We start from the raw sequence: 21,431 nt of genomic DNA on the forward strand, positions 1-21,431 counted from the left end.
AACGACTACTCGGGCAGGCGTAGTTCCAGGTCCGCGCGCGGCTGCACGCCGCCGACGCCCACACCGGCCAGGAGCTCGGCGACGGCGCCGTGGCCCAGCAGCTGCGCCTCGGGATCCACGTCGTGCCACGGAGCGAGCACGAACGCGCGCTGGTGCGCGCGGGGGTGCGGCAGCGTGAGGACGGGGTCGTCGGAGACCACGTTCGCGTAGGCCACGATGTCGACGTCGATCGTGCGCGGGCCCCAGTGCTCCTCGCGGACCCGGTGGAAGGCCTCCTCGATGGCCTGGCCGCGCTCCAGCAGGGAGGACGGCGGCAGCGTGGTCCTGATGACCACCACCGCGTTGAAGTACGAGGGCTGGCTGCCGGGCGCGACGCCCCATGGCTCCGTCTCGTACACGGGCGAGACGGCTTTGACCCGCAGGCCCGGGGTGTCCTCCAAGGCGTCGATGGCGCCCTGGAGGGTCTCCAGCCGGTTGCCCAGGTTGGAGCCGAGGGAGATCACGGCGTCCTTGGGGTTGGACAGTGTGACGTCGGCCGCATCGACCTGCTCCGTGACGGAGGACGGCACCGGCTGCACGGTCGGGTCGCTTGCTGCCTGGTTCATACTCGGCTCCGGGTGATCGTGATGGTGACGTCGTCGAAGGGCACCGTGATCGGGGCGTCCGGCTTGTGCACCACCACCTCGACCTCCTCGACACCGTCGTGCTTGAGACACACCTGGGCGATCCGCTCCGCCAGCGTCTCGATCAGGTCGACCGGGTCGCCCTCGACGACGGCGACGGCCTCCTCGGCCACCACGCCGTAGTGCACGGTCTTCGCCAGGTCGTCGTCGGCCGCAGCGGGGCGGGTGTCCAGGCCGAGCACCAGGTCGACGATGAAGGTCTGGCCCTCTTCCCGCTCCTTGGGGAAGACGCCGTGGTGCCCGCGGGCCTTGAGGCCGCGCAGCGCGACACGATCCACGCGAATCACTCCTGCTTCTGTAGGTCTGCGGGCACGCGGCCACATGCGGATGGCGTGGTGCCCACATTCGAATCTACCTGCGAGCACCGACAGGTCGTTCCCACGGGGGCGAGGAGGGCCCACATGGACTGGTAGCCGCGCCTACCCGCGGACAGGTGTCGCCGAACCTCTCCCTGGGCCCATACCCACTTACGAGGGGCTGTTGTCGTCCTCTTCGGTGTCGGTTTCCGTCAGAACGGGCGACCCGTGGTGGGACCAGATCTTCCAGCCGTCCGATGTGCGACGGAACACGTTCGTGGCGACGACCAGCTGTCCGACGAGAGGTCCGAGCTCGCCGCCGTCCTCCGCGGGGCCGCCGCTGAGGATGTTCTCCGTGCAGGTCACCAGTGCGGTGTCACCGGCCACGTTCACCTTGACGTCGGTGAGGAAGAACTGGATGTAATCCGTGTTCGCCATGATCAGCGCGTACGAGCGGAGCACCTCGCCGCGGCCGGTCAGGACCGGCCAGCCGGGGTGGATGCACGAGATGCCCTCGTCGAGCCACAGGGCGGACAGCTCGTCGAAGTCTCCGCGCTCCATCGTCTCGTAGAAGGCGGTGTTGGCCTTCTCGACGAGCTCCGTGTCGGTCAGGCTCACCGGGCTCCCTCGACGGCCCTTGCGACCCGCACGGCGTCGGCTGTTGCCCGTACCTCATGGACCCGGACCGCCCAGGCGCCCTCGTGGGCGGCGATGGCGGAGACCGCGGCGGTGGCCGCGTCCCGCTCGCGTGCAGGCGGCGGGGTGCCGTCCTCGGCCAGTACGCGGCCGAGGAAACGCTTCCGGGAGGCGGCGACCAGGACCGGCCTGCCCAGCGCCCGCAGCTCGGCGAGGTGCGCGACGAGGGCGAGATCGTGCTCGGCCTCCTTGGCGAAGCCGAGACCGGGGTCGATGACAATGCGCTCGGGCGCGACACCGCCCTCGATGACGGCCTCCATGCGCTGGCGCAGTTCGGCGACGACTTCGGCGACGACGTCTCCGTACACGGCGCGGCTGTTCATGTCCTCGCTGAAGCCGCGCCAGTGCATGACCACGAACGGGGCGTCGGTGGCGCCGACAGCCGGGATCATCCGGGGGTCGGCGAGACCGCCGCTCACGTCGTTGACCAGTACGGCTCCGGCCGCGACCGCCTGCTCGGCGACGGAGGCGCGCATGGTGTCGACGGAGACGACGACGCCCTCTGCCGTGAGGCCACGCACGACGGGGACGACCCGGCGCAGCTCCTCGTCCTCGTCGACCCGGCTGGCGCCCGGGCGGGTGGACTCGCCGCCGACGTCGATGAGGTCGGCGCCCTGTGCGACCAGGTCGAGGCCCCGCTTGATCGCGGCCGTGGTGTCGAACCAGCGACCGCCGTCGGAGAAGGAGTCCGGCGTCACATTGACGACTCCCATGACCGCACAGCGATCCCACTCCGGCAGGCCGTCGGCCGTGCCCCGTCCGCGCAACGTACTCATGCGACCAAGCCTAGGCCCGCACGGCCGACCCCCATGCCACTCGCGCACGGGTGCGGCTCGTCCGTGGCTTGTCCGGGAACGGGGCCGGGCTGGAGGAGTGCTCGAGGCCGGCCGGGGCGGAGGTCGCCTCGCCCGGCGGTGGTGGGGCGGTCCGGCCCCCCGCTACGCCGCGCGGGCTTCGTGCGTTTCCACGTGACGGGCGAGGTGGGCGCAGGGCCGGGGAGTGGGGGCGGGGCGCCGGCGGGCGAAGGGGCGGGGCAGCGCCACGTTGACGAAGCCCTCGGCCTGCATCGCCGCGAAGCCGATACGGGGCAGATCGCGGGTGTTCCGGAACACCACGAAGCGGGGCTCCCAACGGGGCCGGAACTTGGCGTTGAATTTGTACAGCGACTCGATCTGGAACCACCGGGAGAGGAAGACGAGCAGCCGTCGCCACATCCGCAGCACCGGGCCGGCGCCGATCTTCTCGCCGCGGGCGAGTGCCGAGCGGAACATCGCGAAGTTGAGTGACACCCGGTCGATCCCCAGGGCGGGCGCGGCCTGGAGTGCGGCGACGATGAGCAGTTCGTTCATACCGGGGTCGGCGGTCCGGTCGCGGCGCATCAGCTCCAGCGACATGCCGTCCGTGCCCCACGGGACGAAGTGGATGATCGCCTTCAGATCGCCGTACGGGGAGCTCCCGCTGTCGTCCGCCTTGTGGGCGGTGGCGATCACCGCGTCACCGTCCGCCGGATCGCCGATGCGGCCCAGGGCCATCGAGAACCCGCGCTCCGTGTCCGTGCCCCGCCATTGGGCCGCGGCTCCGCGGATCTGTTCGACCTCTTCGGGTGTGAGATCACGTGCACGGCGTACCCGGGTCCGGTAGCCCGCGCGATCGATGCGCTTCACCATCTGGCGCACGTTCCGCATGGCGCGCCCGCTCAAGGAGAAATCCGCGACGTCCACCACCGCCTCGTCCCCGAGCTCCAGGGCGTCGAGGCCGGTCTCACGGGTCCAGACCTCGCCACCGGTCTCGGAGCACCCCATCACCGCCGGGGTCCAGGAGTGCGCCCTGGCCTCGTCCATGAAGCGTTCGATGGCGCCGGGCCAGGCCTCGACGTCGCCGATGGGGTCGCCGCCGGCGAGCATCACGCCGGAGACGACGCGGTAGCAGACGGCGGCCTTGCCGCTGGGGGAGAAGACGACGCCCTTGTCGCGGCGGAGTGCGAAGTGGCCGAGCGAGTCACGGCCGCCGTGGACGGCGAGCAGCTCGCGCAGCCGGTGTTCGTCCTCCTCGGTCAGGCGGGCGGCCGGGTGTTCGGGGCGGAAGGCGAAGTAGACGGTGGTGACGGCGGTCAGCAGGCCGAGGGCGCCGAGGCAGTAGCCCACGGTCCAGGAGACGCCGTCGGCGTACCTGACCGGGCCCTCGAAGCCGAAGAGCCCGTAGAACACATGCTCCAGACGGTCGGTGAGGCCCGGGCTGCCGACGATCTTGCCGGGATGGGCGCTGACGACGATCAGGCCGACCACGAGCGAACCGGCGGCCATGAGAACGAAGTTGGCGAGCGCCCGCCAGCGGCTGCGCGGGTCGGGCAGGGCGGCGAACTCCGCCCGGTGGCGCAGCAGCAGGGCCAGAAGGGCCAGGGACAGCAGCGTTCCGACGACGGAGTGCCGGTAGGCGAACTGCGCGACGGCTCCGGCGGGCAGCAGGATCACGGCGGCCCGCCAGGCACGGCGCTTGTGACGCTTGATGCCGTGCGCGAGGAGGAGCAGCAGCATGCCCGCGCTCAGGGAGAGCGCGGCGGCGAACGGCCCGGTGGTGCCGGGCATCACTTCGACGATGGTGTGCATCCGGCTGTGCCGGAAGCGGGGAAAGACCCCGGCCGCGATGTCGATGAGTCCCACGAAGGTGCACGCGGTGCCCACCAGGCCCGGAACCGTCTCGGGACGGGGGCCGCGCAGCAGGCGGCGGACCCGAGCCGGTATCCGGTCCGGCCGCCGCCGCCCAGCGGCCCCGCCCGGTGCCCTATTCGGAACCAATCCTGATTTGTCCCCATCTACTGTTGCAGACATCGCTTCCCGTGACTCCGGATGAGATCCCGTGTCCAAGGCCTCAGGTCGGTCGGCCCGGACGATTTGCGCTCTCTAGGACGGGACTTGGGGGAGGCGGGTTCATTCGTCCCGGAGATTCCCCGACGCAGAGGGCACATGCGACTCATGGGTCCGACCAGTGACAAAGTCCTGGCCTTCGCCGCCTCGGCAGCGGTGCTGCTGTTCGCCGCCACCGTTCGGCTGTGGCCGCGGCCGGCGGGTGGTGGTCGGCGCGCGGTGGCCGGACGGGTCGGTCTGCTGCTCGCGACGCAGCTGTCGCTGTTCGCAAGTCGTCGTTCCTCGTCACCACCTCCCGGCAGGGCGAGACCTCCCGGCAGGGCGAGGGAAACCTCGCGGGGACGCGGGCCTTCATCAGGAAGGTGAAGGCGCCGACGCGGGTGTCGTCGATCGTGCTGGACAGCGGCGGGCACAACTTCAACACCTGGCGGCGCGAGATCCCGCCCGCCCTGGAGTGGCTCGGCGGTCGGCTCAGCGCTTCTTGACGGTGACCGCCGGCGCCGCCGTCGCGATGGACTCCAGGGCGACCTCCGTGCGGGCGATGTCCTGGGCGTCCGCGTCGATCGAACGTCGCAGCGCCTCGTGCAGCCCGGCCGGTGTGAGGACGCCGAGGAACCTTCCGGTCTCCTCTTCGTCGATCACCGCGATCCAGCCCGCGTCGTGCTGGAGCATGGTGGCGAACGCCTGCTTGAGCGAGGCGCCGACCGGCAGCCAGGCCTCCATCCGGCGGGCATGGTCGCGCACCGAGCCGTGGCCCTGGGCCCGTTCGGCGGAGATCCATCCGTGCAGGTTGTCCTCCGCGTCCAGAACGACGGCCCACCGGGAGCCGAGGTCGCGCGGCAAGGGGTCGTCGAGGTGGACGACCGGCGGCTGCTCGAGGTCTGCCGGCTCGATGGGTGTGACGGACAGCCGCTTGAGCCCGCGGTCGGCGCCGACGAAGTCGGCCACGTACGGGGTGGCGGGGGCGCCGAGGACCGCGGCGGGCGCGTCGAACTGCTCGATCCTGCCCTGGCCGTAGACGGCGATACGGTCCCCGAGGCGCACGGCCTCCTCGATGTCATGGGTGACGAAGAGGACCGTCTTGCGGACCTGGGACTGTAGTTTCAGGAATTCGTTCTGCAGATGGCCGCGCACGACCGGATCGACCGCGCCGAAGGGTTCGTCCATCAGCAGCACGGGCGGATCGGCCGCCAGCGCCCTGGCCACACCCACGCGCTGGCGCTGGCCGCCGGAGAGCTGCTCGGGGTAGCGGTCGCCGTACACGGACGGGTCGAGGCCCACCAGGTCGAGAAGCTCGGCGGCCCGCTCACGGCTCTTGGAGCGCTTGACACCGAGGAGGTGGGGCACGGTCGCGGTGTTCTCCAGGACCGTCTTGTGCGGAAAGAGTCCGACCTGCTGGATCACATAGCCGATACGGCGGCGCAGTTCGACGGGGTCGGCGTCCGCGATGTCCTGGCCGTCCACGGATATCCGGCCGCTGCTCGGCTCTATGAGTCGGTTGACCATCTTCATCGTGGTGGTCTTGCCGCAGCCGGACGGTCCGACGAGCGTGACCAGTTCACCCTCGGCAACCTCGAAGGAGAGGTCGTCCACGGCCGTGGTGCCGTCCGGGTACCGCTTGGTGACGTGCTCGAATCGGATCATGGCTCCCCATTGTGACGGGTGTTGTGTGAAAGCCATGTTGCTGCAATGTGGCGGTCCTGGGGGATTGTCAGTGGTCGGGGATAGGGTCGCCAGACATACGTTCGGGGCAATCGGGGAGGTGGGGGTGGATGAGTCCGGGGTGGAAGGTCACGGAGCAGGCCGCGGAGAGCTGTCTCGCGGCGAACGACTGGATCTGCGGCGAGTATCTCCGCACCCGCAGCCAGGAATTGACCGAGGCGACCCTCCAGCACGTCTGGATCACGGTCGCGTCGGTGCTGATCGGGCTGGCCGTCGCCTTCCCGGTGGCGCTCCTCGCCCGCAGCCGGCCGCGGTTCGCCGGCCCCGTGCTGGGGCTCACCACCCTGCTCTACACGATTCCCTCGCTGGCCATGTTCTCGCTGCTGCTGCCGTTCTTCGGTCTGTCCGCCGCGCTGGTGGTGACCGGGCTCGTGCTCTACTCCCTCACCATCCTCGTGCGGAACATCATGGCGGGGCTCGACGCGGTCCCCGCGGAGGCGCGTGAGGCCGCACGCGGCATGGGTTACGGCCCGGTCAGGATGTTGTGGGAAGTGGAACTGCCCCTCGCCCTACCCGCGTTGATGGCAGGGATACGGATAGCGACCGTGTCGACGATCGCCCTGACGACGGTGGGCGCGCTGGTCGGCAAGGGCGGCCTGGGCAATCTGATCGACGACGGCGTGCAGACGACCTTCAAGGCGCAGGTGTTGGCCGCGTCCGTGCTGTGCGTGCTGCTCGCTGCCGTGGCCGACCTGCTGCTGCTCGGCGCCCAGCGACTGCTCACGCCCTGGACCCGCATACGGACGGCGGAGGCGAAGGTCTGATGGGCGTGGTCACAGGCGCGTGGACCTGGCTCACCACCGGTTCCAACTGGTCCGGGGAGAGCGGCGCCTGGCACCGGCTCGGCGAGCATCTCTACGTCAGCGGGGTCGCCCTCGCGCTGGCCTGCGTGATCGCCCTTCCGATCGCCCTGTGGCTCGGGCACATCGGCAAGGGCGGCGCCCTCGCGGTCAACATCTCCAATGCGGGCCGGGCCGTCCCGGTCTTCGCCGTACTCGCCCTCTTCATGCTCACACCGCTGCGCAGCGCCGGCTACGCGCCGACGATCATCGCGTTGGTGCTGTTCGCCATACCGCCGCTGCTGACGAACGCGTACGTAGGCATGCGGGAGGTCGACCGGGCGGTGGTGGAGGCCGCGCGGGGAATGGGCATGTCGGGCGGCCAGCTCTTCGTGCGGGTCGAGCTGCCCCTGGCCTATCCGCTGCTGATGACCGGGCTGCGGTCCGCCGCCGTCCAGGTGGTGGCCACGGCCACGATCGCCTCGATGGTCGGCCAGGGCGGGCTGGGCCGCATCATCACCGCCGGATTCAACACCTACGACACCCCGCAAGTGGTCGCGGGCGCGCTGCTCGCGGCGCTGCTGGCGCTGCTCGTGGAGGGGGTGCTGGTGGCCGCCGACCGGCTGCTGAGCCCCTTGCGCAAGTCCGTGCCGTCACCGGCCTGACGGCGATGCCCGAAACCCTCGTACGACGCTTTTTGATATCGCAGTGGACGGAGAACCTGATGAGCAAGACCTCCCGCATGGCGGGTGCGGTACTCGGCGTGGTGGCCCTGACGGGTTCTCTTGCCGCGTGCGGCGGTGAATCCCTCGAACAGGAGAAGGGCAGCGCTTCGTCCGGAAGCGGCTCCGGTGAGAAAGGCACGCTCGTTGTCGGGGCGGCCGCCTTCACCGAGTCCAAAGTGCTCGCCGAGCTCTACGCGCAGGTGCTCGGTGACGCCGGGTACAAGACGTCGATCACCACGGTGAAGAACCGCGAGCTGTACGAACCTTCGCTGGAGAAGGGCGAGATAGACGTCGTACCGGAATACGCCGCGACCCTCGCCGAATTCCTGAACGCGAAGGCGAACGGGCCGAAGGCGCCGGAGGAGAAGCCCGTCGCCTCCGGTGATGTGGCGTCGACCGTCGAGGCGCTCACCGGGCTCGCGGAGGCCGTGGGGCTGAAGGTGCTGCCCGCCGGAGAGGCCGTCGACCAGAACGCCTTCGCCGTCTCGAAGGAATTCGCCGAGAAGAACAAGCTCAAGACTCTTTCCGATCTTGGTGACTCGAAGCTGAAGGTGAAGATCGCGGCGGGCGACGAGTGCGAGGTGCGGCCGTTCTGCGCACCGGGCCTCAAGAAGACCTACGGAATCGACGTGGTAGGCATCGACCCGAAGGGGGTCGGGACCCCGCAGGCCAAGCAGGCGGTCAAGGACGGCGAGGACCAGGTGGTGCTCACCTCCACGACCGACGGCACGCTGGCGAGCTACGACCTGGTGGTCCTCGAGGACGACAAGAAGCTCCAGAACGCGGACAACGTCCTCCCGGTGGTCAATGCGAAGGACGCCGGGAGCAAGGAGATAGCCGATGCTCTCGCCAAGCTCACCAAGGTGCTGAGCACCGAGGATCTCGCCGAGTTGAACCGCAAGGTGGACGCGGAACGCGCGAAGCCCAAGGATGTCGCGAAGGCCTATCTGCAGTCCGAGGGGCTGCTGAAGAAGTAGTCGCGGGGCGGCCCGGCGTTCTCGACCAGAGATTTGCCGGGCCGACACCCCATTCGGTGTCTACGCACGGTAAATTCCTGGCCATGCCACGAGGACGCCACCGCCATTCCCCGCCCCTTCACAAGCTGCTGCCGCCGTCCGCAGTCGCCGGAGCGGCGGTACTGTGCGCCTCCGGCGCGTGGTTCGTCGGAAATGCCGTCGTGCTCCGTGCCCTGGTCGCGGCCGCGGCGGTGGCCGCCGTCACTGGTGCCGTTCTCATGCGCAGTTGGGACCGCAGCGCCGGGCGCAGGGTCGCGGAGCTGACGCGCGGCCGCGCGAGCGACCAGTGGAAGGCGGAGGAGCGCGTAGCCGAGCTCGAGGCGGATGTCGAGGAGTCCCGCGAGCTGCGCCTCAAGCTGGACGCCAAGCTGCGCGCCAAGCGGGTCGAACTCGCCGCGCTGCGCAACGAACACGCGGCGCTGCTGCGCCGGTACGCGAACGCGGAGACGGAGCGGGCCAGCGCGCTCGAGGGCCGCAGGCAGCTCGCGATCGAGGCGGCTGCCCCGGCGAAGGAGCTGCCGCCCGCCGGGTCCACGCCCACGTCGGGGACGTACCTGCGCGCCGCGAAGGCACTTGAGGATCTGACGCGCAACGCCGCGGCGCAGGAAGCCCGGCGCACCGTGGAGGAAGCCCGCCGCAGGGACCTCGCTGAGAGGGCCCAGGAGGCGGACGAGCCGCAGGGGAAGCACGCGGCGGGCGCCGGGACCGAGCAGCACGTGCGTCCGCCGTCCGCCCTCCCCGCTCGCCGTCCTGTCCCCGCGGCTGCCGCGATCGTCCCCTACGGGCCGCAGCGTTCCCGTGTGAAGCGGCCCGAGGGCGGCTTCGACTTCTTCGGCACCGGCAACGGCGGCGCGGGCAACAGCGTCACGGGCAACGGCGGTGACGGTAAGGGCGCTTCGGGCAACGGCAACTCCGGCGCCGGCGGTGCCGCAGGCAACGACGCCGAGGCCGTCGACGGCACCGGTGCGCTCAAGGCCATCGCGGCGCCCGGCACACAGAGGGCCATCGAGGCCGTGCAGCACGAGGATCTCGCCGACGTCGTGGGCGAGGAAGCCCTTGCGGCGCAGCGCACCGATGGCCACCGCGGAGTCGGCAAGGTCATCGATCTGACCGTGCACGACGAGACGGAACAGGTGGACGTCGCGGAGCTGCGCAGCGCGATCTCGTAGCGGTCCCCGCGGGTCCGCGGGCGGATCTGCGGGTCTGCGGGCGGATCTGCGGGTCCGCGGGCGGGCCGGCGGGTCCGCCGCGCCGCCGGTTCGCGGTTCTGCCCGGTCGCCGCGCCGCCGGTCTACGGATCTGCGGGTCCGCCCGTCTGCCGGTCGGTTGCTGATCAGCGGCCGGCCGGAGCTCGACCGCTCGGCGGTCACTTGTCGATGTCGCCGACGACGAAGAACAGTGATCCCAGGATCGCGACCATGTCGGCGACCAGCGTCCCCGGCAGCAGCACGGCGAGCGCCTGGATGTTGTTGTACGAGGCCGAGCGCAGCTTGAGGCGGTACGGGGTCTTGTCGCCCTTGGAGACCAGGTAGTAGCCGTTGATACCGAGCGGGTTCTCGGTCCAGGCGTAGGTGTGGCCCTCCGGTGCCTTGAGGACCTTCGGGAGCCGCTGGTTGATCGGCCCCGGCGGCAGGTCCGCGATCCGGTCGAGGCAGGCGTCCGCGAGGTCCAGCGCGTTGTGCGTCTGCTCCAGAAGTACCTCGAAGCGGGCCAGGCAGTCGCCTTCCTGCCGGGTGACCACCTTCAGGGTGTCCTGCAGCTCGGCGTAGGCCAGGTACGGCTCGTCGCGCCGCAGGTCGAAGTCGACACCGGAGGCCCTGGCGATGGGGCCGCTCACTCCGTAGGCGTGCACCGACTCCGCCGGGAGCGCGCCGACGCCCCGGGTCCGGCCGCGGAAGATCTCGTTGCCGAGGACCAGCCGGTCGTACACGTCCATGCGTGAGCGCACGTCGGCGACCGCGTGCCGGGCCCGGCCGAGCCAGCCGGCAGGGAGGTCCTCCTTGAGGCCGCCGACCCGGTTGAACATGTAGTGCATCCGGCCGCCGGAGATCTCCTCCATCACCGCCTGCAGCTCTTCCCGCTCGCGGAAGGCGTAGAAGACGGGGGTGATCCCGCCCAGTTCCAGGGGGTAGGAGCCGAGGAACATCAGGTGGTTGAGCACCCGGTTCAGCTCGGCCAGGAGCGTACGGCACCAGACCGCGCGCTCCGGGACCTCCATGCCGAGCATCCGCTCGACGGCCATGACGACGCCGAGCTCGTTGGAGAACGCGGACAGCCAGTCGTGCCGGTTGGCCAGCACCACGATCTGCCGGTAGTCGCGTGCCTCGAAGAGCTTCTCCGCGCCGCGGTGCATGTAGCCGACGATCGGCTCGGCGTGCTGGATCCGCTCACCGTCCAGTACCAGGCGCAGGCGGAGGACGCCGTGCGTCGAAGGGTGCTGCGGCCCGATGTTGAGCACCATGTCGGTGCTTTCCGCCGCGCCCCCGATGCCGACCGTCGTCTCCGTCATGCAGCACAGTCTCTCAGAGGTGGTCCCACCCGCTGTATGAGCCAGGTGAAGTCGCCCAGTCCGCCTCTGGCGGTCAGCTCCGCGGCCTCTCCGGCCCGGGACAGGGCTCGGACGTATCCGGCGGGGTCGGAGGACGCCATGGCGAGCGGCGGCCGCTCGGAAACAACCCCGAGCCGCCGCAGGGCCTCCCGCTGTGGGACGAGTTCGACGCGGTCCGCGGAGCCCGCGGGCGCGGAACCCCCAGCCGCCGCCGCGACGGAGTCCAGCGCCACATGGGCCGTGATGTCGCAGCGTCCGTCCGGGGCCGGGCGTACCTCGCGCCCCTCGCGAAAGCCCGTCAGCGTTCCGAAGGGCGGCCGTGCCTCCCTTGTGTGCGCGTAGTCCACGGCGACCGCCAGCCCAGCGTCCAGCCCCCCCGCCACCGTCGTCCACGCCTCGTCCCGGGGTCGGCCGATCTCCGCCCGCGTCCCCGGTTCCGTCAGCGGCCACCAGCGGGCGAGCCACTCGGCGTCCATCCCCGTGACCTCCTCGCCCAGGCGCTCCTCGCCGTCCTCGCGCACCAGTACACGGCGGACGACACCCTCCGCGTCCATCTCCGCGATGTCGACGGGCACGTTGTCGAGCCACTCGTTCGCGAACAGCAGCCCACTCGTATCCCGAGGCGCCTCGGCGGCCCATGCGATACGCGGGTCGAGCCCGGGGGGCCGGGCCGCGTGCTCGACGGCGTGGGCGCGGACCGGGAAGCCGGGCGGCAAAGCGGCGAGCACGCCCGTCAACAGCTCGCCGCGGCCCGCTCCCATGTCGATCAGGGCCGGTTCCTCGAGTCCCAGCGACTCGGCCGTGGTGGTGAGGAGCCGGGCGACAGCGGCGGCGAACAGGGGCGACGCGTGGACGGAGGTGCGGAAGTGCCCCGCCGGGCCCTCGGGCCGGAGATAGAAGCCGCCGGGCCCGTAAAGGGCGGTCCCGGCCGCGGTCCGCCACCCCCGCCATTCACCGTTGTCATCCGTCACGGTCACAAGTCTCCACCTTGCGGAGTAGGCCTCCGCTCACCGGATCGATCCTCCGGTTGACCCATGCACCTATCGGGCTTCCCTACTCTGGGTTACGTGCAGCGCCTCTATGACTTCCTCCGCGGACACCCGACGGGCGTCGACGCCTTCTGGGCTGTCATGCTCCTCGGGTTCGCCTCGATGTGGGTGACCCAGGTGCCGGGAGGGCCCGGGCCGGTGATCGCGGCGTCGGTCATCGTGCTGGTGCTGTGTCTGGTGGTGGCGCTGCGCCGCCGTATGCCGGAACAGATGCTTGTCGTCGCCGCCCTGGCGGGTGTCGCGCAGCTCGTGTTCGACATCGACGTCAATCCGGCCGACTTCGCCATGATGGTCATCATCTACACGGTCGCCGCGACCGGCGGTCCGCGGTGGGCGTCCAGGCTGGCGCTCATCGGGGGGCTGGCCGCGGCGTCACTGGCGCAGATCCGCTGGCCGGAGGAGTCGACGAGCACCCTCGGCAGGATCTTCATCACCGTCATCATGAGCCTGCCGTTCGCCCTGGCATGGGTGCTCGGCGACTCGGTACGCACTCGGCGCGCCTACTTCGACCAGCTCGAGGAGCGCGCCACCCGTCTGGAGAAGGAACGCGAGGCGCAGGCCAAGGTCGCGGTCGCGGCCGAGCGCGCCAGGATCGCCCGGGAACTCCACGACGTCGTCGCCCACAACGTGTCGGTGATGGTGGTGCAGGCCGACGGCGCCGCCTATGTGCTGGACGCCGCCCCCGATCAGGCCAAGCAGGCGCTGGAGACCATCTCGAGCACCGGCCGCCAGGCCCTCGCCGAGATGCGCCGGCTGCTCGGCGTGCTGCGCACGGGCGACGGTCCGGAGAGCGGAGAGTACGTCCCCCAGCCTGACGTGCAGCAGATCGAGGACCTGGTCGAGCACGTGCGGGGCGCGGGGCTGACCGTGGATTTCAAGATCGAGGGAACGCCGCGGCCGTTGCCCAGCGGCGTCGAGCTCACCGCGTACCGCATCGTGCAGGAAGCGCTCACCAACACCCGTAAGCACGGCGGCCCGGGGGCAGGGGCGAGCGTACGACTCGTCTATTTCGACGACGGGCTGGGGCTGCTTGTCGAGGACGACGGACGCGGCTCGGCGCACGAACTGTACGAGGACGGCGGCGCGGACGGCCGGGGCCACGGCCTCATCGGGATGCGCGAGCGCGTCGGTATGGTCGGCGGAACGCTGGACGCCGGACCGCGGCCGGGCGGAGGCTTCCGCATCAGCGCGCTGCTGCCCCTCAAACCCGCCCACTAGCGCCGCAACGTCCACCAGAGCCGCAACGTCCACCAGAGCCACAACGGCCACCAGAGCCACTACAGAACCAGGGACGGAACAGACATGTCCATCCGCGTGATGCTCGTCGATGACCAGGTGCTCCTGCGCACCGGCTTCCGTATGGTGCTCGCCGCCCAGCCGGACATGGAGGTCGTCGCGGAGGCCGGCGACGGCGCGGAGGCGATCGAGGTCCTGCGGGCCACGGCGGCCGACGTCGTGCTGATGGACGTGCGCATGCCGAGGCTGGACGGAGTGGAGGCGACACGGCGTATCTGCGCGGAGCCGGGCGCGCCCAAGGTGCTGATCCTCACCACCTTCGACCTGGACGAGTACGCCTTCTCCGGGCTCAAGGCGGGCGCCAGCGGCTTCATGCTCAAGGACGTGCCGCCCGCCGAGCTGCTCGGCGCGATCCGGTCCGTGCACAGCGGCGACGCGGTCGTGGCGCCGTCGACGACGCGGCGGCTGCTGGACCGTTTCGCGCCGATGCTGCCGAGTTCGGGTCCCGAGCCCCGCCAGAAGGAGCTGGACAGGCTGACGGAACGGGAGCGCGAGGTGATGCTGCTCGTCGCCCAGGGCCTGTCCAACGGCGAGATCGCGGCCCGGCTGGTGCTCTCGGAGGCCACCGTGAAGACGCACGTGGGTCGCATCCTCACCAAGCTGGGCCTGCGCGACCGTGTGCAGGTGGTGGTGCTCGCCTACGAGACGGGGCTGGTCCGGGCGGGCGGTGGGGCGGTCTGATCCGCCGTGCTGCTGTGGATCAACGGGCCGTTCGGGGGCGGGAAGACGCAGACCGCGTACGAGATCCTGCGGCGGCTGCCGGGCAGCGTCGTCTGCGACCCTGAGCATGTCGGCTTCGGACTCCACCGGATGACTCCGCCCGCGCTGCGCGGCGACTTCCAGGACATGGCCTCGTGGCGGCAGGGCGTGTACGAGGTTCTGGACCTGGCCCTGCGCAGGCACGAGGGCGTGGTGATCGTGCCCATGACCCTCGTCGAACCCGCGTACTTCGACGAGGTCGTGGGCCGACTGCGGGACGGGGCCGGCCACGAGGTCCACCACGTCGCGCTGCTCGCCCAACGGGAGACCGTGCTGCGACGGCTGAGCGAGCGGGGACTCGGCCGGGGCCTCAAGCGCGAGAGCTTCGCCGTGCAGAAGCTGGACCATTGCCTCGAACGGCTGCGGAAGCCGCTTTTCGCCGAGCACATCCACACCGACCGGGCGAACGTGCCCGAGGTGGCGGACATGATCGCCGCGTCGGCCGGACTGCGTCTGGCGCCGAACACGGACGGCGCGCTACGGCAGCGGCTGCGGACGGCGTGGACGGGCGTCAAGCACGCCCGGTTCGAGTAGGGCCTTTGTTCAAGGCCTCTTGTGTGGATCAGGCCGGATCAGGCCGGATCGGGTCTCCGGATCCGGTCTGCCGGGTCTACCGCAGGACCGTCTCCAGGAAGTCGCTGCCCAGTCGGGCGACCACTGTCACGTCCAGTTGATGGAGCACGTAGCGGCCCCGCCGCCGGGTCGTGACCAGCTTCGCCTTCTTCAGTACGGACAGATGGCGCGACACCTCCGGCGCCGTGATGCCAAGAGAGTCGGCCAGCTCGCTCGTCGTGTACGCGGCGCGGCCGAGATTGCGGCACAGCCGCATGCGCAGCGGGTGGGCGAGCGCGTCCATGCGCAGCGTCAGCAGTTCGACGGAGGCCGCGCCCGGCAGCTCAGGGGCCCCGATCGGGTACTGGATCACGGGCTGCCAGCCCGGCGCGTGCAGCACCATCAGATGCGGCCAGCCGAAGCTGGAGGGCACCAGGGTGAGACCGGCGCCGACGGCAGGGTCGGTGGCGGTCGTCCGCCCGTCCGCGAGCTTGTCGGCGCTGATCCTGGTGCCGCCCGCATCGAGGGTGAGCGCGGGTGAGACGGCGTGCAGGGCCTCCGCCAGGCCTTTGCGGCGCAGCAGTTCGGTCTTGTGGCGGGCGTCGGCGGCGAGTTGGGGGGAGACACGTCGCCAGGTGTCGGCGAAGAAGGCGTCCTCACAGTCCTCGAACAGCCGCCGCAGCCACGTCCGTACGGAAGCGGGATCGGTGAGCAGCCTTCGGGTGAAGTCCAATTGACGGGGGCCCCGGTTGGCGGCCAGTTCAAGCGCGTGCGCGCGGCGGGCGGTGTCGACGAGAGGTGAGGGGCCACCGGTCGAGTAGGTGCTGGCGCAGGTGAACTCCAGCGCCGACGAGACGAACCGCTCGTCGTCGAGCCGGTCGAGCACGTCGAGTTCCCCGGCGAGGCTCGCGCCGATTCGTCCGTGGCGCGTCGACAGCCCGGCGAACGGCATGAAGATGTCGGAGAACGTCGACCGCCACAGGAAGTCGGCCTCGTGCAGCCGGTCGGCGAGGTCGGGCTTGAGCCCGGCGGCCGTCGCCGTCGCCCAGCCGTGCAGCCCCGGATGGTGCCCGGGCTCTGAGAGCGCGTGCAGGGCCACGCCCAGCTCGGCGAGGGGCGAGATGTCGAAGACGATGCGTTCCGGGGCCAGCCCCGCGATGTCGATGGTCACGCTCACGCCCTCCATGATGCGGGTGCCGCGAACGGGCACGTCGTCGTTTGACGTGGCTCGTCAATCGACGCGACGCGGGGCCCGGCGCGGGCGGAGCGTGGGGCCATGAACGCGATGCAGCAGCACATGATCGACGTGTACCGGGCCGCGCAGAGGGGCGACGCGCCGCCGCCCCGTCCCGGCGACCACGACCTGCGGACGATCCGCGAGGCCTGGACCTATCGCCGCTTCCGCGCGGTGTTGGCGGGCCGCCGCGTCCGCGCCACGGCGGGCGGCGCCCTCCGCGGCTTCCGGCGTCAGTCAGGTGCGGACACAGCCGGCCCCACGCGGCGCACGAACTCCGACACCGCCGCTGCCACGTCCTCGGCCGTCCACTCCAGGCCCTCGGAGGCGACCGTCACCTCCGTGACGGAGACCCCCGGAGGGCAGCCCTCCGAGAACCAGTGGCGGAAGAGCGTCACGCTCGTCTCCTCCGACTGCGACAGGGCCGCCGCGTTCAGCACGTCCTTGTCGTACGACAGCCAGACCTGGAACTGGTGCGTGTACGGGACGGCCGGGTTGATGCGGAACCAGGGGACGGCGGCAGCGCGGAAGGCGTCCGTGAGCGCGGCCGCGACCACCTTCGCGTGGGCCACGTACGACGGCAGCCGTGGCAGCTCCCGATCGAGTCCCAGCAGCGCCGACAGCGCGGCCGGGTACTGCTGGAACAGCTGCCCCCCGTAACGGTGCCGCCACGCGCGTGCCTCGTCGATCAGCGACGGGGGGCCGGCGAGTGCCGCCCCCGACATGCCGTCGAGGGACTTGTAGAAGGAGACGTACACGCTGTCCGCCAGTGACGCGATCTCGTCGAGCGGTCTGCCGAAGTGCGGGGCGCACTCCCACAGGCGTGCGCCGTCGAAGTGCACCACCGCATCACGTTCCCGCGCCGCGTCGACGACCGCCACCAGCTCGTCCCAGGTGGGGAGCACGAAGCCGGCGTCCCTGAGCGGCAGTTCGAGCATCAGCGCGCCGAACGGCTCGTCGCAGTCCTGCACCTCGTCGGCGGTGGGCAGTCGCGGCTCGGTCGTGGGATGGATCGTGCGCAGTCCGCTCACCACGGAGAAGGCCGAGCGTTCGTGCACTTCCGGGTGCGCCCGCGGATGGAGCGCGACCGTCGAGTTCCCCGTGCGGCTCGCCCAGCAGCGCAGCGCCGCCTGCTGGGCCATCGTGCCGGTGGGGAAGAACGCCGCGGCCGGGAAGCCGAGCAGGGCGGCGGTTCGCCGTTCCAGCTCCTCGACGACCCCGTTGCCGTACACGTCCGTCCAGTCCTCGAGGTCGTACACCTCGCCGGCGTGGGCGGCGAGCGCCGCGAGACGCTCCGAGATGCGCCGGTCGGCGGAGCCCCGGGCCAGCACACGGTCACAGGCGCGCCACGCCGCGAGCCTCCGCTCCCTCTGGTCCTGCTCGTTCGTTTCACTCGTGTCGGTCACGGTCCGATCATCGCCCACAGCCTGTGGACAACTGCGGGGGTGCCGGAAACGCTGGCGTAGCATCGTGACGAGAAATCGTCCGGTACCCCTGCGGACTGGAACGGAAGGCACCGTCGCGTGAATCCCACAGCAGCACAGGAACCGCTCGACCCGCGGGACCGCCCCGCCCGGCTCACCGTCGGTGTGGTCGGAGCGGGCCGAGTGGGACCGGCTCTGGCCGTGTCCCTGCAGCTCGCCGGACACCGTCCGGTCGCCGTCTCCGGTGTGTCCGACGCCTCGCGGCGCCGTGCCGCCGCGCTGCTGCCGGACGTGCCCCTGGTGCCGCCCGCCGATGTGCTCGCGCGCGCGGAGCTGGTGCTGCTGACCGTCCCGGACGACGCGCTTCCCGGCCTGGTCGACGGCCTCGTCGAGACCGGCGCCGTGCGGCCGGGGCAGCTGCTGGTGCACACCTCGGGCCGCTTCGGCACCAAGGTCCTCGAGCCCGCCCTGCGGGCCGGGGCGCTGCCGCTGGCTCTGCATCCCGCGATGACCTTCACGGGGACCGCGGTGGACGTGCAGCGTCTGGCCGGCTGCTCGTTCGGTGTGACGGCGCCCGAGGAGCTGCGGCTGGCGGCTGAGGCGCTGGTCATCGAGATGGGTGGCGAGCCCGAGTGGATCGAGGAGCAGAACCGCCCGCTCTACCACGCGGCACTCGCCCTCGGAGCGAACCACCTCGTCACCCTGGTCGCCCAGTCGATGGACCTGCTGCGCACTGCGGGCGTCGCCGCCCCCGACAGGATGCTCGGCCCCCTCCTCGGCGCGGCCCTGGACAACGCTCTGCGGTCCGGCGACGCCGCCCTGACCGGGCCTGTCGCCCGCGGCGACGCCGGCACGGTCGCGGCGCACGTCGCCGAGTTGCGCAAGCACGCGCCCGCCGCCGTCTCCGGCTATCTGGCGATGGCCCGTACGACCGCCGACCGCGCTCTCGCGCACGGCATGCTCAAACCTGAGCTCGCGGAGGATCTGCTGGGCGTCCTGGCCGAGGGTGACCTGCGATGAGCCGCGCCTTCGAACTGGTACCGACGCGCGCGGACCTGGCCTACGTGGTGGAGCACTTCGCCCCCCAGGGCCGCACCGCCGTCGTGATGACCATGGGCGCCCTCCACGACGGACACGCCGCATTGATCCGCGCCGCCCGCGAGCGCGTCGGCGACAAGGGTTTCGTCATCGTCACCGTTTTCGTCAACCCGCTGCAGTTCGGCGCCGGCGAGGACCTCGACCGCTATCCGCGCACGCTCGACGCCGACCTCGCGACGGCCGAAGGGGCGGGCGCGGACGTGGTGTTCGCCCCGTCGGTCGACGAGGTCTACCCCGGCGGGGAGCCGCAGGTCCGCATCACCGCGGGCCCCATGGGCGAGCGCCTCGAAGGCAGCACGCGTCCCGGCCACTTCGACGGCATGCTCACCGTCGTCGCCAAGCTGCTGCACCTCACCCGCCCCGACGTGGCGCTGTTCGGGCAGAAGGACGCCCAGCAACTCGCCCTCATCCGCCGGATGGTGCGAGACCTCGACTTCCCGGTCGAGATCGTCGGCGTGTCCACCGTGCGGGAGGAGGACGGCCTGGCCCTGTCCAGCCGCAATCGCTACCTGTCCGCGCCGCAGCGCGAGACCGCGCTCGCCCTGTCCCGTGCCCTGTTCGCGGCCCGGGACCGGCTTGCCGCCCAGCAGGCCCTGCACGCCAGGGCGGAAGTCGTGCCCGCGGCACCTGCCCGTGCCGCGGCCCTCTCCGCGCTCGGCGAGGCCCGCGCCGCGGCCGACGCGCACGCGGTCGCCCAGGCCTTGCCGGCCATCGGAGCCGACGCCGTTCGGGCGGCGGCACGCGCCGTCCTGGACGAGGCAGCGAAGGCGGACCCGCCGCTCGTCCTGGACTATGTGGCGCTCATCGACCCGGCCACCTTCGAGGAGGTCGCCGACGACCACACCGGCGACGCGGTCCTGGCCGTCGCCGCGAAGGTCGGATCCACCCGCCTCATCGACAACATCCCCCTGAATTTCGGGACGGCGAATCCCCGGGCCGGGAGTTCCGGGGCCGCCCTGACCAACGGAGCCTCCACGTGACCGGAATACGGCTGACCGCCCCCGTCCCCGGCTGGGCCATCGAGGCAGACGTCGTCGTGGTCGGCTCCGGTGTCGCCGGCCTCACCGCCGCGCTGCGCTGCGCCGCGACGGGCCTGGACACGGTGGTCGTCACCAAGGCCCGCCTCGACGACGGTTCCACCCGCTGGGCACAGGGCGGTATCGCCGCGGCCCTCGGCGACGGCGACACTCCCGAGCAGCACCTGGACGACACCCTGGTCGCCGGCGCGGGCCTGTGCGACGAGGAGGCGGTGCGCACCCTGGTCACCGAGGGACCCGACGCCGTCCGCCGGCTGATCGCCACGGGCGCGCTCTTCGACACCGACCCCTCCTCGGGCGAGATCGAACTGACCCGCGAGGGCGGCCACCACCGGCGCCGTATCGCGCACGCGGGCGGCGACGCGACCGGTGCGGAGATCTCCCGCGCGCTCGTCGACGCGGTCCGCGACAAGGGTCTGCGCACCATCGAGAACGCCCTCGTTCTCGACCTGCTCACCGACGCACAGGGCCGTACGGCGGGCATCAGCCTGCACGTCATGGGCGAGGGCCAGCACGACGGCGTCGGCGCGGTCCACGCCCCCACGGTGGTGCTGGCCACCGGCGGCATGGGCCAGATCTTCTCCGCGACCACCAACCCGGCGGTCTCCACCGGCGACGGCGTGGCGCTCGCGCTGCGCGCCGGGGCGGAGGTCTCCGACATCGAGTTCGTGCAGTTCCACCCGACCGTGCTGTTCCTCGGCGCGGACAGCGAGGGCCAGCAGCCGCTGGTCTCGGAGGCGGTACGGGGCGAGGGCGCCCATCTCGTCGACGGCGACGGCGTCCGCTTCATGGTCGGGCAGCACGAACTGGCCGAGCTCGCCCCGCGCGACATCGTCGCCAAGGGAATCATGCGGCGCATGCAGGAACAGGGCGCGGACCACATGTTCCTGGACGCCCGCCACTTCGGCGCCGAGATGTGGGAGCAGCGCTTCCCCACGATCCTCGCCGCCTGCCGGGCCCACGGCTTCGACCCGGTGACGGAGCCGATCCCGGTCGCACCGGCCGCCCACTATGCGTCCGGCGGCGTCCGCACCGACCTGCACGGCCGCACCACCGTTCCCGGCATGTACGCCTGCGGCGAGGTCGCCTGCACCGGCGTCCACGGCGCGAACCGGCTCGCGTCCAACTCCCTGCTCGAGGGCCTCGTCTTCGCGGAGCGCATCGCCGCCGACATCGCCTCCCGGCGGCCCTGGCCGGCCGTCGCACCCGTCCCGCCCGAGGCGCCGTCCCTGCTGCCCCTCATCGCCCCCGAGGCGCGGGCGGAGATCCAGCGGATCATGTCGCACGGCGCGGGCGTGCTGCGCTCCGCCGAGTCGCTCGCCGCGGCGGCCGCCGCGCTCGAGGACGTGTACGCGAACGCCGAGCAGGACCGCGAAGGATCCGGCAAGACGGCGGAGCCCGGCGTCGAGTCGTGGGAGACCTCCAACCTGCTGTGCGTGGCGCGGGTGCTGACCACGGCCGCACGGGAGCGCGAGGAGACGCGCGGCTGCCACTGGCGCGAGGACCGCCCCGAGCGCGACGACGCCGACTGGCGCCGCCACCTCGTGGTACGGCTCGCGGCCGACCGCCGGCTCGTCGTCCGGCGCACCGAGGGAACCGCCTTCCCGCACACCGATACCTTGTCCGTCCCCGACGCCCCCAGGGAGCCGTAAC

At 71.4% G+C, this 21,431-nt stretch carries 20 protein-coding genes and 1 pseudogene; 11 read left to right on the forward strand and 10 right to left on the reverse strand.

Going from position 1 to position 21,431, the window contains the following annotated elements:
• Positions 1 to 5 precede the first annotated feature (5 nt).
• The 5 genes from folK to ACIQ7Q_RS08405 form a co-directional block, all read right to left on the reverse strand.
• Positions 6 to 605, reverse strand: coding sequence for a 2-amino-4-hydroxy-6-hydroxymethyldihydropteridine diphosphokinase (gene folK, locus ACIQ7Q_RS08385; RefSeq protein WP_403857868.1), 600 nt, complete (start codon positions 603 to 605; stop codon positions 6 to 8).
• Positions 602 to 961, reverse strand: coding sequence for a dihydroneopterin aldolase (folB, locus tag ACIQ7Q_RS08390; RefSeq protein ID WP_403857870.1), 360 nt, complete (start codon positions 959 to 961; stop codon positions 602 to 604). Before folB ends, folK begins: the two co-directional genes overlap by 4 nt.
• Before the next feature lie 189 nt (positions 962 to 1,150).
• Positions 1,151 to 1,597 (reverse strand): nuclear transport factor 2 family protein, encoded by a 447-nt coding sequence (locus ACIQ7Q_RS08395; protein WP_403857871.1) that lies wholly within the window; start codon positions 1,595 to 1,597, stop codon positions 1,151 to 1,153.
• The gene (gene folP, locus ACIQ7Q_RS08400; protein WP_403857873.1) at positions 1,594 to 2,451 is read right to left on the reverse strand and encodes a dihydropteroate synthase; all 858 of its coding nucleotides are present in this window, start codon (positions 2,449 to 2,451) and stop codon (positions 1,594 to 1,596) included. Before folP ends, ACIQ7Q_RS08395 begins: the two co-directional genes overlap by 4 nt.
• Positions 2,452 to 2,613: 162 nt before the next feature.
• Positions 2,614 to 4,503, reverse strand: a complete 1,890-nt coding sequence (locus tag ACIQ7Q_RS08405; protein WP_403857876.1) for a phosphatidylglycerol lysyltransferase domain-containing protein — start codon at positions 4,501 to 4,503, stop codon at positions 2,614 to 2,616.
• Between the two features lie 308 nt (positions 4,504 to 4,811).
• Here ACIQ7Q_RS08405 and ACIQ7Q_RS08410 point away from each other — a divergent pair.
• Positions 4,812 to 5,024 (forward strand): annotated as a pseudogene (locus ACIQ7Q_RS08410) (esterase); the annotation flags it as partial.
• On the opposite strand, the gene ACIQ7Q_RS08415 reads toward ACIQ7Q_RS08410, so the two are convergent.
• Positions 5,011 to 6,183: an ABC transporter ATP-binding protein gene (locus tag ACIQ7Q_RS08415; RefSeq protein WP_403857878.1), complete on the reverse strand. Its 1,173-nt coding sequence runs from the start codon at positions 6,181 to 6,183 to the stop codon at positions 5,011 to 5,013. The pseudogene ACIQ7Q_RS08410 and the gene ACIQ7Q_RS08415 sit on opposite strands and share 14 nt — an antisense overlap.
• A 128-nt stretch (positions 6,184 to 6,311) precedes the next feature.
• Here ACIQ7Q_RS08415 and ACIQ7Q_RS08420 point away from each other — a divergent pair, with 128 nt between their 5' ends.
• The 4 genes from ACIQ7Q_RS08420 (at position 6,312) to ACIQ7Q_RS08435 (ending at position 9,950) form a co-directional block, all read left to right on the forward strand.
• On the forward strand, positions 6,312 to 7,025 hold the full coding sequence (locus ACIQ7Q_RS08420; protein ID WP_403857880.1) for an ABC transporter permease: 714 nt from the start codon (positions 6,312 to 6,314) through the stop codon (positions 7,023 to 7,025).
• The gene (locus ACIQ7Q_RS08425) at positions 7,025 to 7,705 is read left to right on the forward strand and encodes an ABC transporter permease (protein ID WP_403857882.1); all 681 of its coding nucleotides are present in this window, start codon (positions 7,025 to 7,027) and stop codon (positions 7,703 to 7,705) included. The genes ACIQ7Q_RS08420 and ACIQ7Q_RS08425 overlap by 1 nt, the downstream gene beginning before the upstream one ends.
• Positions 7,706 to 7,764: 59 nt before the next feature.
• The gene (locus ACIQ7Q_RS08430) at positions 7,765 to 8,742 is read left to right on the forward strand and encodes an ABC transporter substrate-binding protein (protein ID WP_403857884.1); all 978 of its coding nucleotides are present in this window, start codon (positions 7,765 to 7,767) and stop codon (positions 8,740 to 8,742) included.
• Between the two features lie 83 nt (positions 8,743 to 8,825).
• Positions 8,826 to 9,950 carry a hypothetical protein gene (locus ACIQ7Q_RS08435; RefSeq protein ID WP_403857886.1) on the forward strand — a complete coding sequence of 375 codons (1,125 nt, stop codon included), beginning with the start codon at positions 8,826 to 8,828 and terminating at the stop codon, positions 9,948 to 9,950.
• A gap of 197 nt (positions 9,951 to 10,147) precedes the next feature.
• Here the strand turns inward: ACIQ7Q_RS08435 and ACIQ7Q_RS08440 are convergent, their stop codons facing one another.
• Together ACIQ7Q_RS08440 and ACIQ7Q_RS08445 are read right to left on the reverse strand one after the other, a co-directional pair.
• The gene (locus tag ACIQ7Q_RS08440; protein ID WP_403857888.1) at positions 10,148 to 11,290 is read right to left on the reverse strand and encodes an NADH-quinone oxidoreductase subunit D; all 1,143 of its coding nucleotides are present in this window, start codon (positions 11,288 to 11,290) and stop codon (positions 10,148 to 10,150) included.
• Entirely contained in the window at positions 11,287 to 12,300 is a 1,014-nt protein-coding gene (locus ACIQ7Q_RS08445; protein WP_403857890.1) for an SAM-dependent methyltransferase, read from the reverse strand. Before ACIQ7Q_RS08445 ends, ACIQ7Q_RS08440 begins: the two co-directional genes overlap by 4 nt.
• A gap of 96 nt (positions 12,301 to 12,396) precedes the next feature.
• Between ACIQ7Q_RS08445 and ACIQ7Q_RS08450 the strand changes: the two genes are divergently transcribed.
• From ACIQ7Q_RS08450 to ACIQ7Q_RS08460, 3 genes are all read left to right on the forward strand, one after another.
• Positions 12,397 to 13,596 carry a sensor histidine kinase gene (locus tag ACIQ7Q_RS08450; RefSeq protein WP_403857892.1) on the forward strand — a complete coding sequence of 400 codons (1,200 nt, stop codon included), beginning with the start codon at positions 12,397 to 12,399 and terminating at the stop codon, positions 13,594 to 13,596.
• A gap of 84 nt (positions 13,597 to 13,680) precedes the next feature.
• Positions 13,681 to 14,355, forward strand: coding sequence for a response regulator (locus tag ACIQ7Q_RS08455; RefSeq protein ID WP_403857894.1), 675 nt, complete (start codon positions 13,681 to 13,683; stop codon positions 14,353 to 14,355).
• A gap of 6 nt (positions 14,356 to 14,361) precedes the next feature.
• Positions 14,362 to 14,967: an AAA family ATPase gene (locus tag ACIQ7Q_RS08460; protein WP_403857896.1), complete on the forward strand. Its 606-nt coding sequence runs from the start codon at positions 14,362 to 14,364 to the stop codon at positions 14,965 to 14,967.
• A gap of 76 nt (positions 14,968 to 15,043) precedes the next feature.
• Here ACIQ7Q_RS08460 and ACIQ7Q_RS08465 read toward each other — a convergent pair whose 3' ends face one another.
• Together ACIQ7Q_RS08465 and ACIQ7Q_RS08470 are read right to left on the reverse strand one after the other, a co-directional pair.
• Positions 15,044 to 16,156: a DUF5937 family protein gene (locus ACIQ7Q_RS08465; protein WP_403858021.1), complete on the reverse strand. Its 1,113-nt coding sequence runs from the start codon at positions 16,154 to 16,156 to the stop codon at positions 15,044 to 15,046.
• Positions 16,157 to 16,452: 296 nt separating this feature from the next.
• On the reverse strand, positions 16,453 to 17,625 hold the full coding sequence (locus ACIQ7Q_RS08470) for a threonine aldolase family protein (protein ID WP_403857898.1): 1,173 nt from the start codon (positions 17,623 to 17,625) through the stop codon (positions 16,453 to 16,455).
• Between the two features lie 117 nt (positions 17,626 to 17,742).
• Here ACIQ7Q_RS08470 and ACIQ7Q_RS08475 point away from each other — a divergent pair, with 117 nt between their 5' ends.
• The 3 genes from ACIQ7Q_RS08475 to ACIQ7Q_RS08485 are packed head-to-tail and all read left to right on the forward strand — an operon-like array spanning position 17,743 to position 21,430.
• Positions 17,743 to 18,663 (forward strand): Rossmann-like and DUF2520 domain-containing protein, encoded by a 921-nt coding sequence (locus tag ACIQ7Q_RS08475; RefSeq protein WP_403857900.1) that lies wholly within the window; start codon positions 17,743 to 17,745, stop codon positions 18,661 to 18,663.
• On the forward strand, positions 18,660 to 19,721 hold the full coding sequence (gene panC / locus ACIQ7Q_RS08480; RefSeq protein WP_403857902.1) for a pantoate--beta-alanine ligase: 1,062 nt from the start codon (positions 18,660 to 18,662) through the stop codon (positions 19,719 to 19,721). The genes ACIQ7Q_RS08475 and panC overlap by 4 nt, the downstream gene beginning before the upstream one ends.
• Positions 19,718 to 21,430 carry an L-aspartate oxidase gene (locus tag ACIQ7Q_RS08485; RefSeq protein WP_403857904.1) on the forward strand — a complete coding sequence of 571 codons (1,713 nt, stop codon included), beginning with the start codon at positions 19,718 to 19,720 and terminating at the stop codon, positions 21,428 to 21,430. The genes panC and ACIQ7Q_RS08485 overlap by 4 nt, the downstream gene beginning before the upstream one ends.
• The last annotated feature ends 1 nt before the right edge of the window (position 21,431 follow it).

The sequence above is a fragment of the Streptomyces sp. NPDC096176 genome, from assembly GCF_044763255.1.
GTDB lineage: Bacteria > Actinomycetota > Actinomycetes > Streptomycetales > Streptomycetaceae > Streptomyces.

Coding starts and splice junctions, on each gene's coding strand:
- folK (WP_403857868.1), bottom strand. CDS start 605: ATGAACCAGGCAGCAAGCGACCCGACCGTGCAGCCGGTGCCGTCCTCC.
- folP (WP_403857873.1), bottom strand. CDS start 2,451: ATGAGTACGTTGCGCGGACGGGGCACGGCCGACGGCCTGCCGGAGTGG.
- ACIQ7Q_RS08405 (WP_403857876.1), bottom strand. CDS start 4,503: ATGTCTGCAACAGTAGATGGGGACAAATCAGGATTGGTTCCGAATAGG.
- ACIQ7Q_RS08415 (WP_403857878.1), bottom strand. CDS start 6,183: ATGATCCGATTCGAGCACGTCACCAAGCGGTACCCGGACGGCACCACG.
- ACIQ7Q_RS08420 (WP_403857880.1), top strand. CDS start 6,312: ATGAGTCCGGGGTGGAAGGTCACGGAGCAGGCCGCGGAGAGCTGTCTC.
- ACIQ7Q_RS08425 (WP_403857882.1), top strand. CDS start 7,025: ATGGGCGTGGTCACAGGCGCGTGGACCTGGCTCACCACCGGTTCCAAC.
- ACIQ7Q_RS08430 (WP_403857884.1), top strand. CDS start 7,765: ATGAGCAAGACCTCCCGCATGGCGGGTGCGGTACTCGGCGTGGTGGCC.
- ACIQ7Q_RS08435 (WP_403857886.1), top strand. CDS start 8,826: ATGCCACGAGGACGCCACCGCCATTCCCCGCCCCTTCACAAGCTGCTG.
- ACIQ7Q_RS08440 (WP_403857888.1), bottom strand. CDS start 11,290: ATGACGGAGACGACGGTCGGCATCGGGGGCGCGGCGGAAAGCACCGAC.
- ACIQ7Q_RS08455 (WP_403857894.1), top strand. CDS start 13,681: ATGTCCATCCGCGTGATGCTCGTCGATGACCAGGTGCTCCTGCGCACC.
- panC (WP_403857902.1), top strand. CDS start 18,660: ATGAGCCGCGCCTTCGAACTGGTACCGACGCGCGCGGACCTGGCCTAC.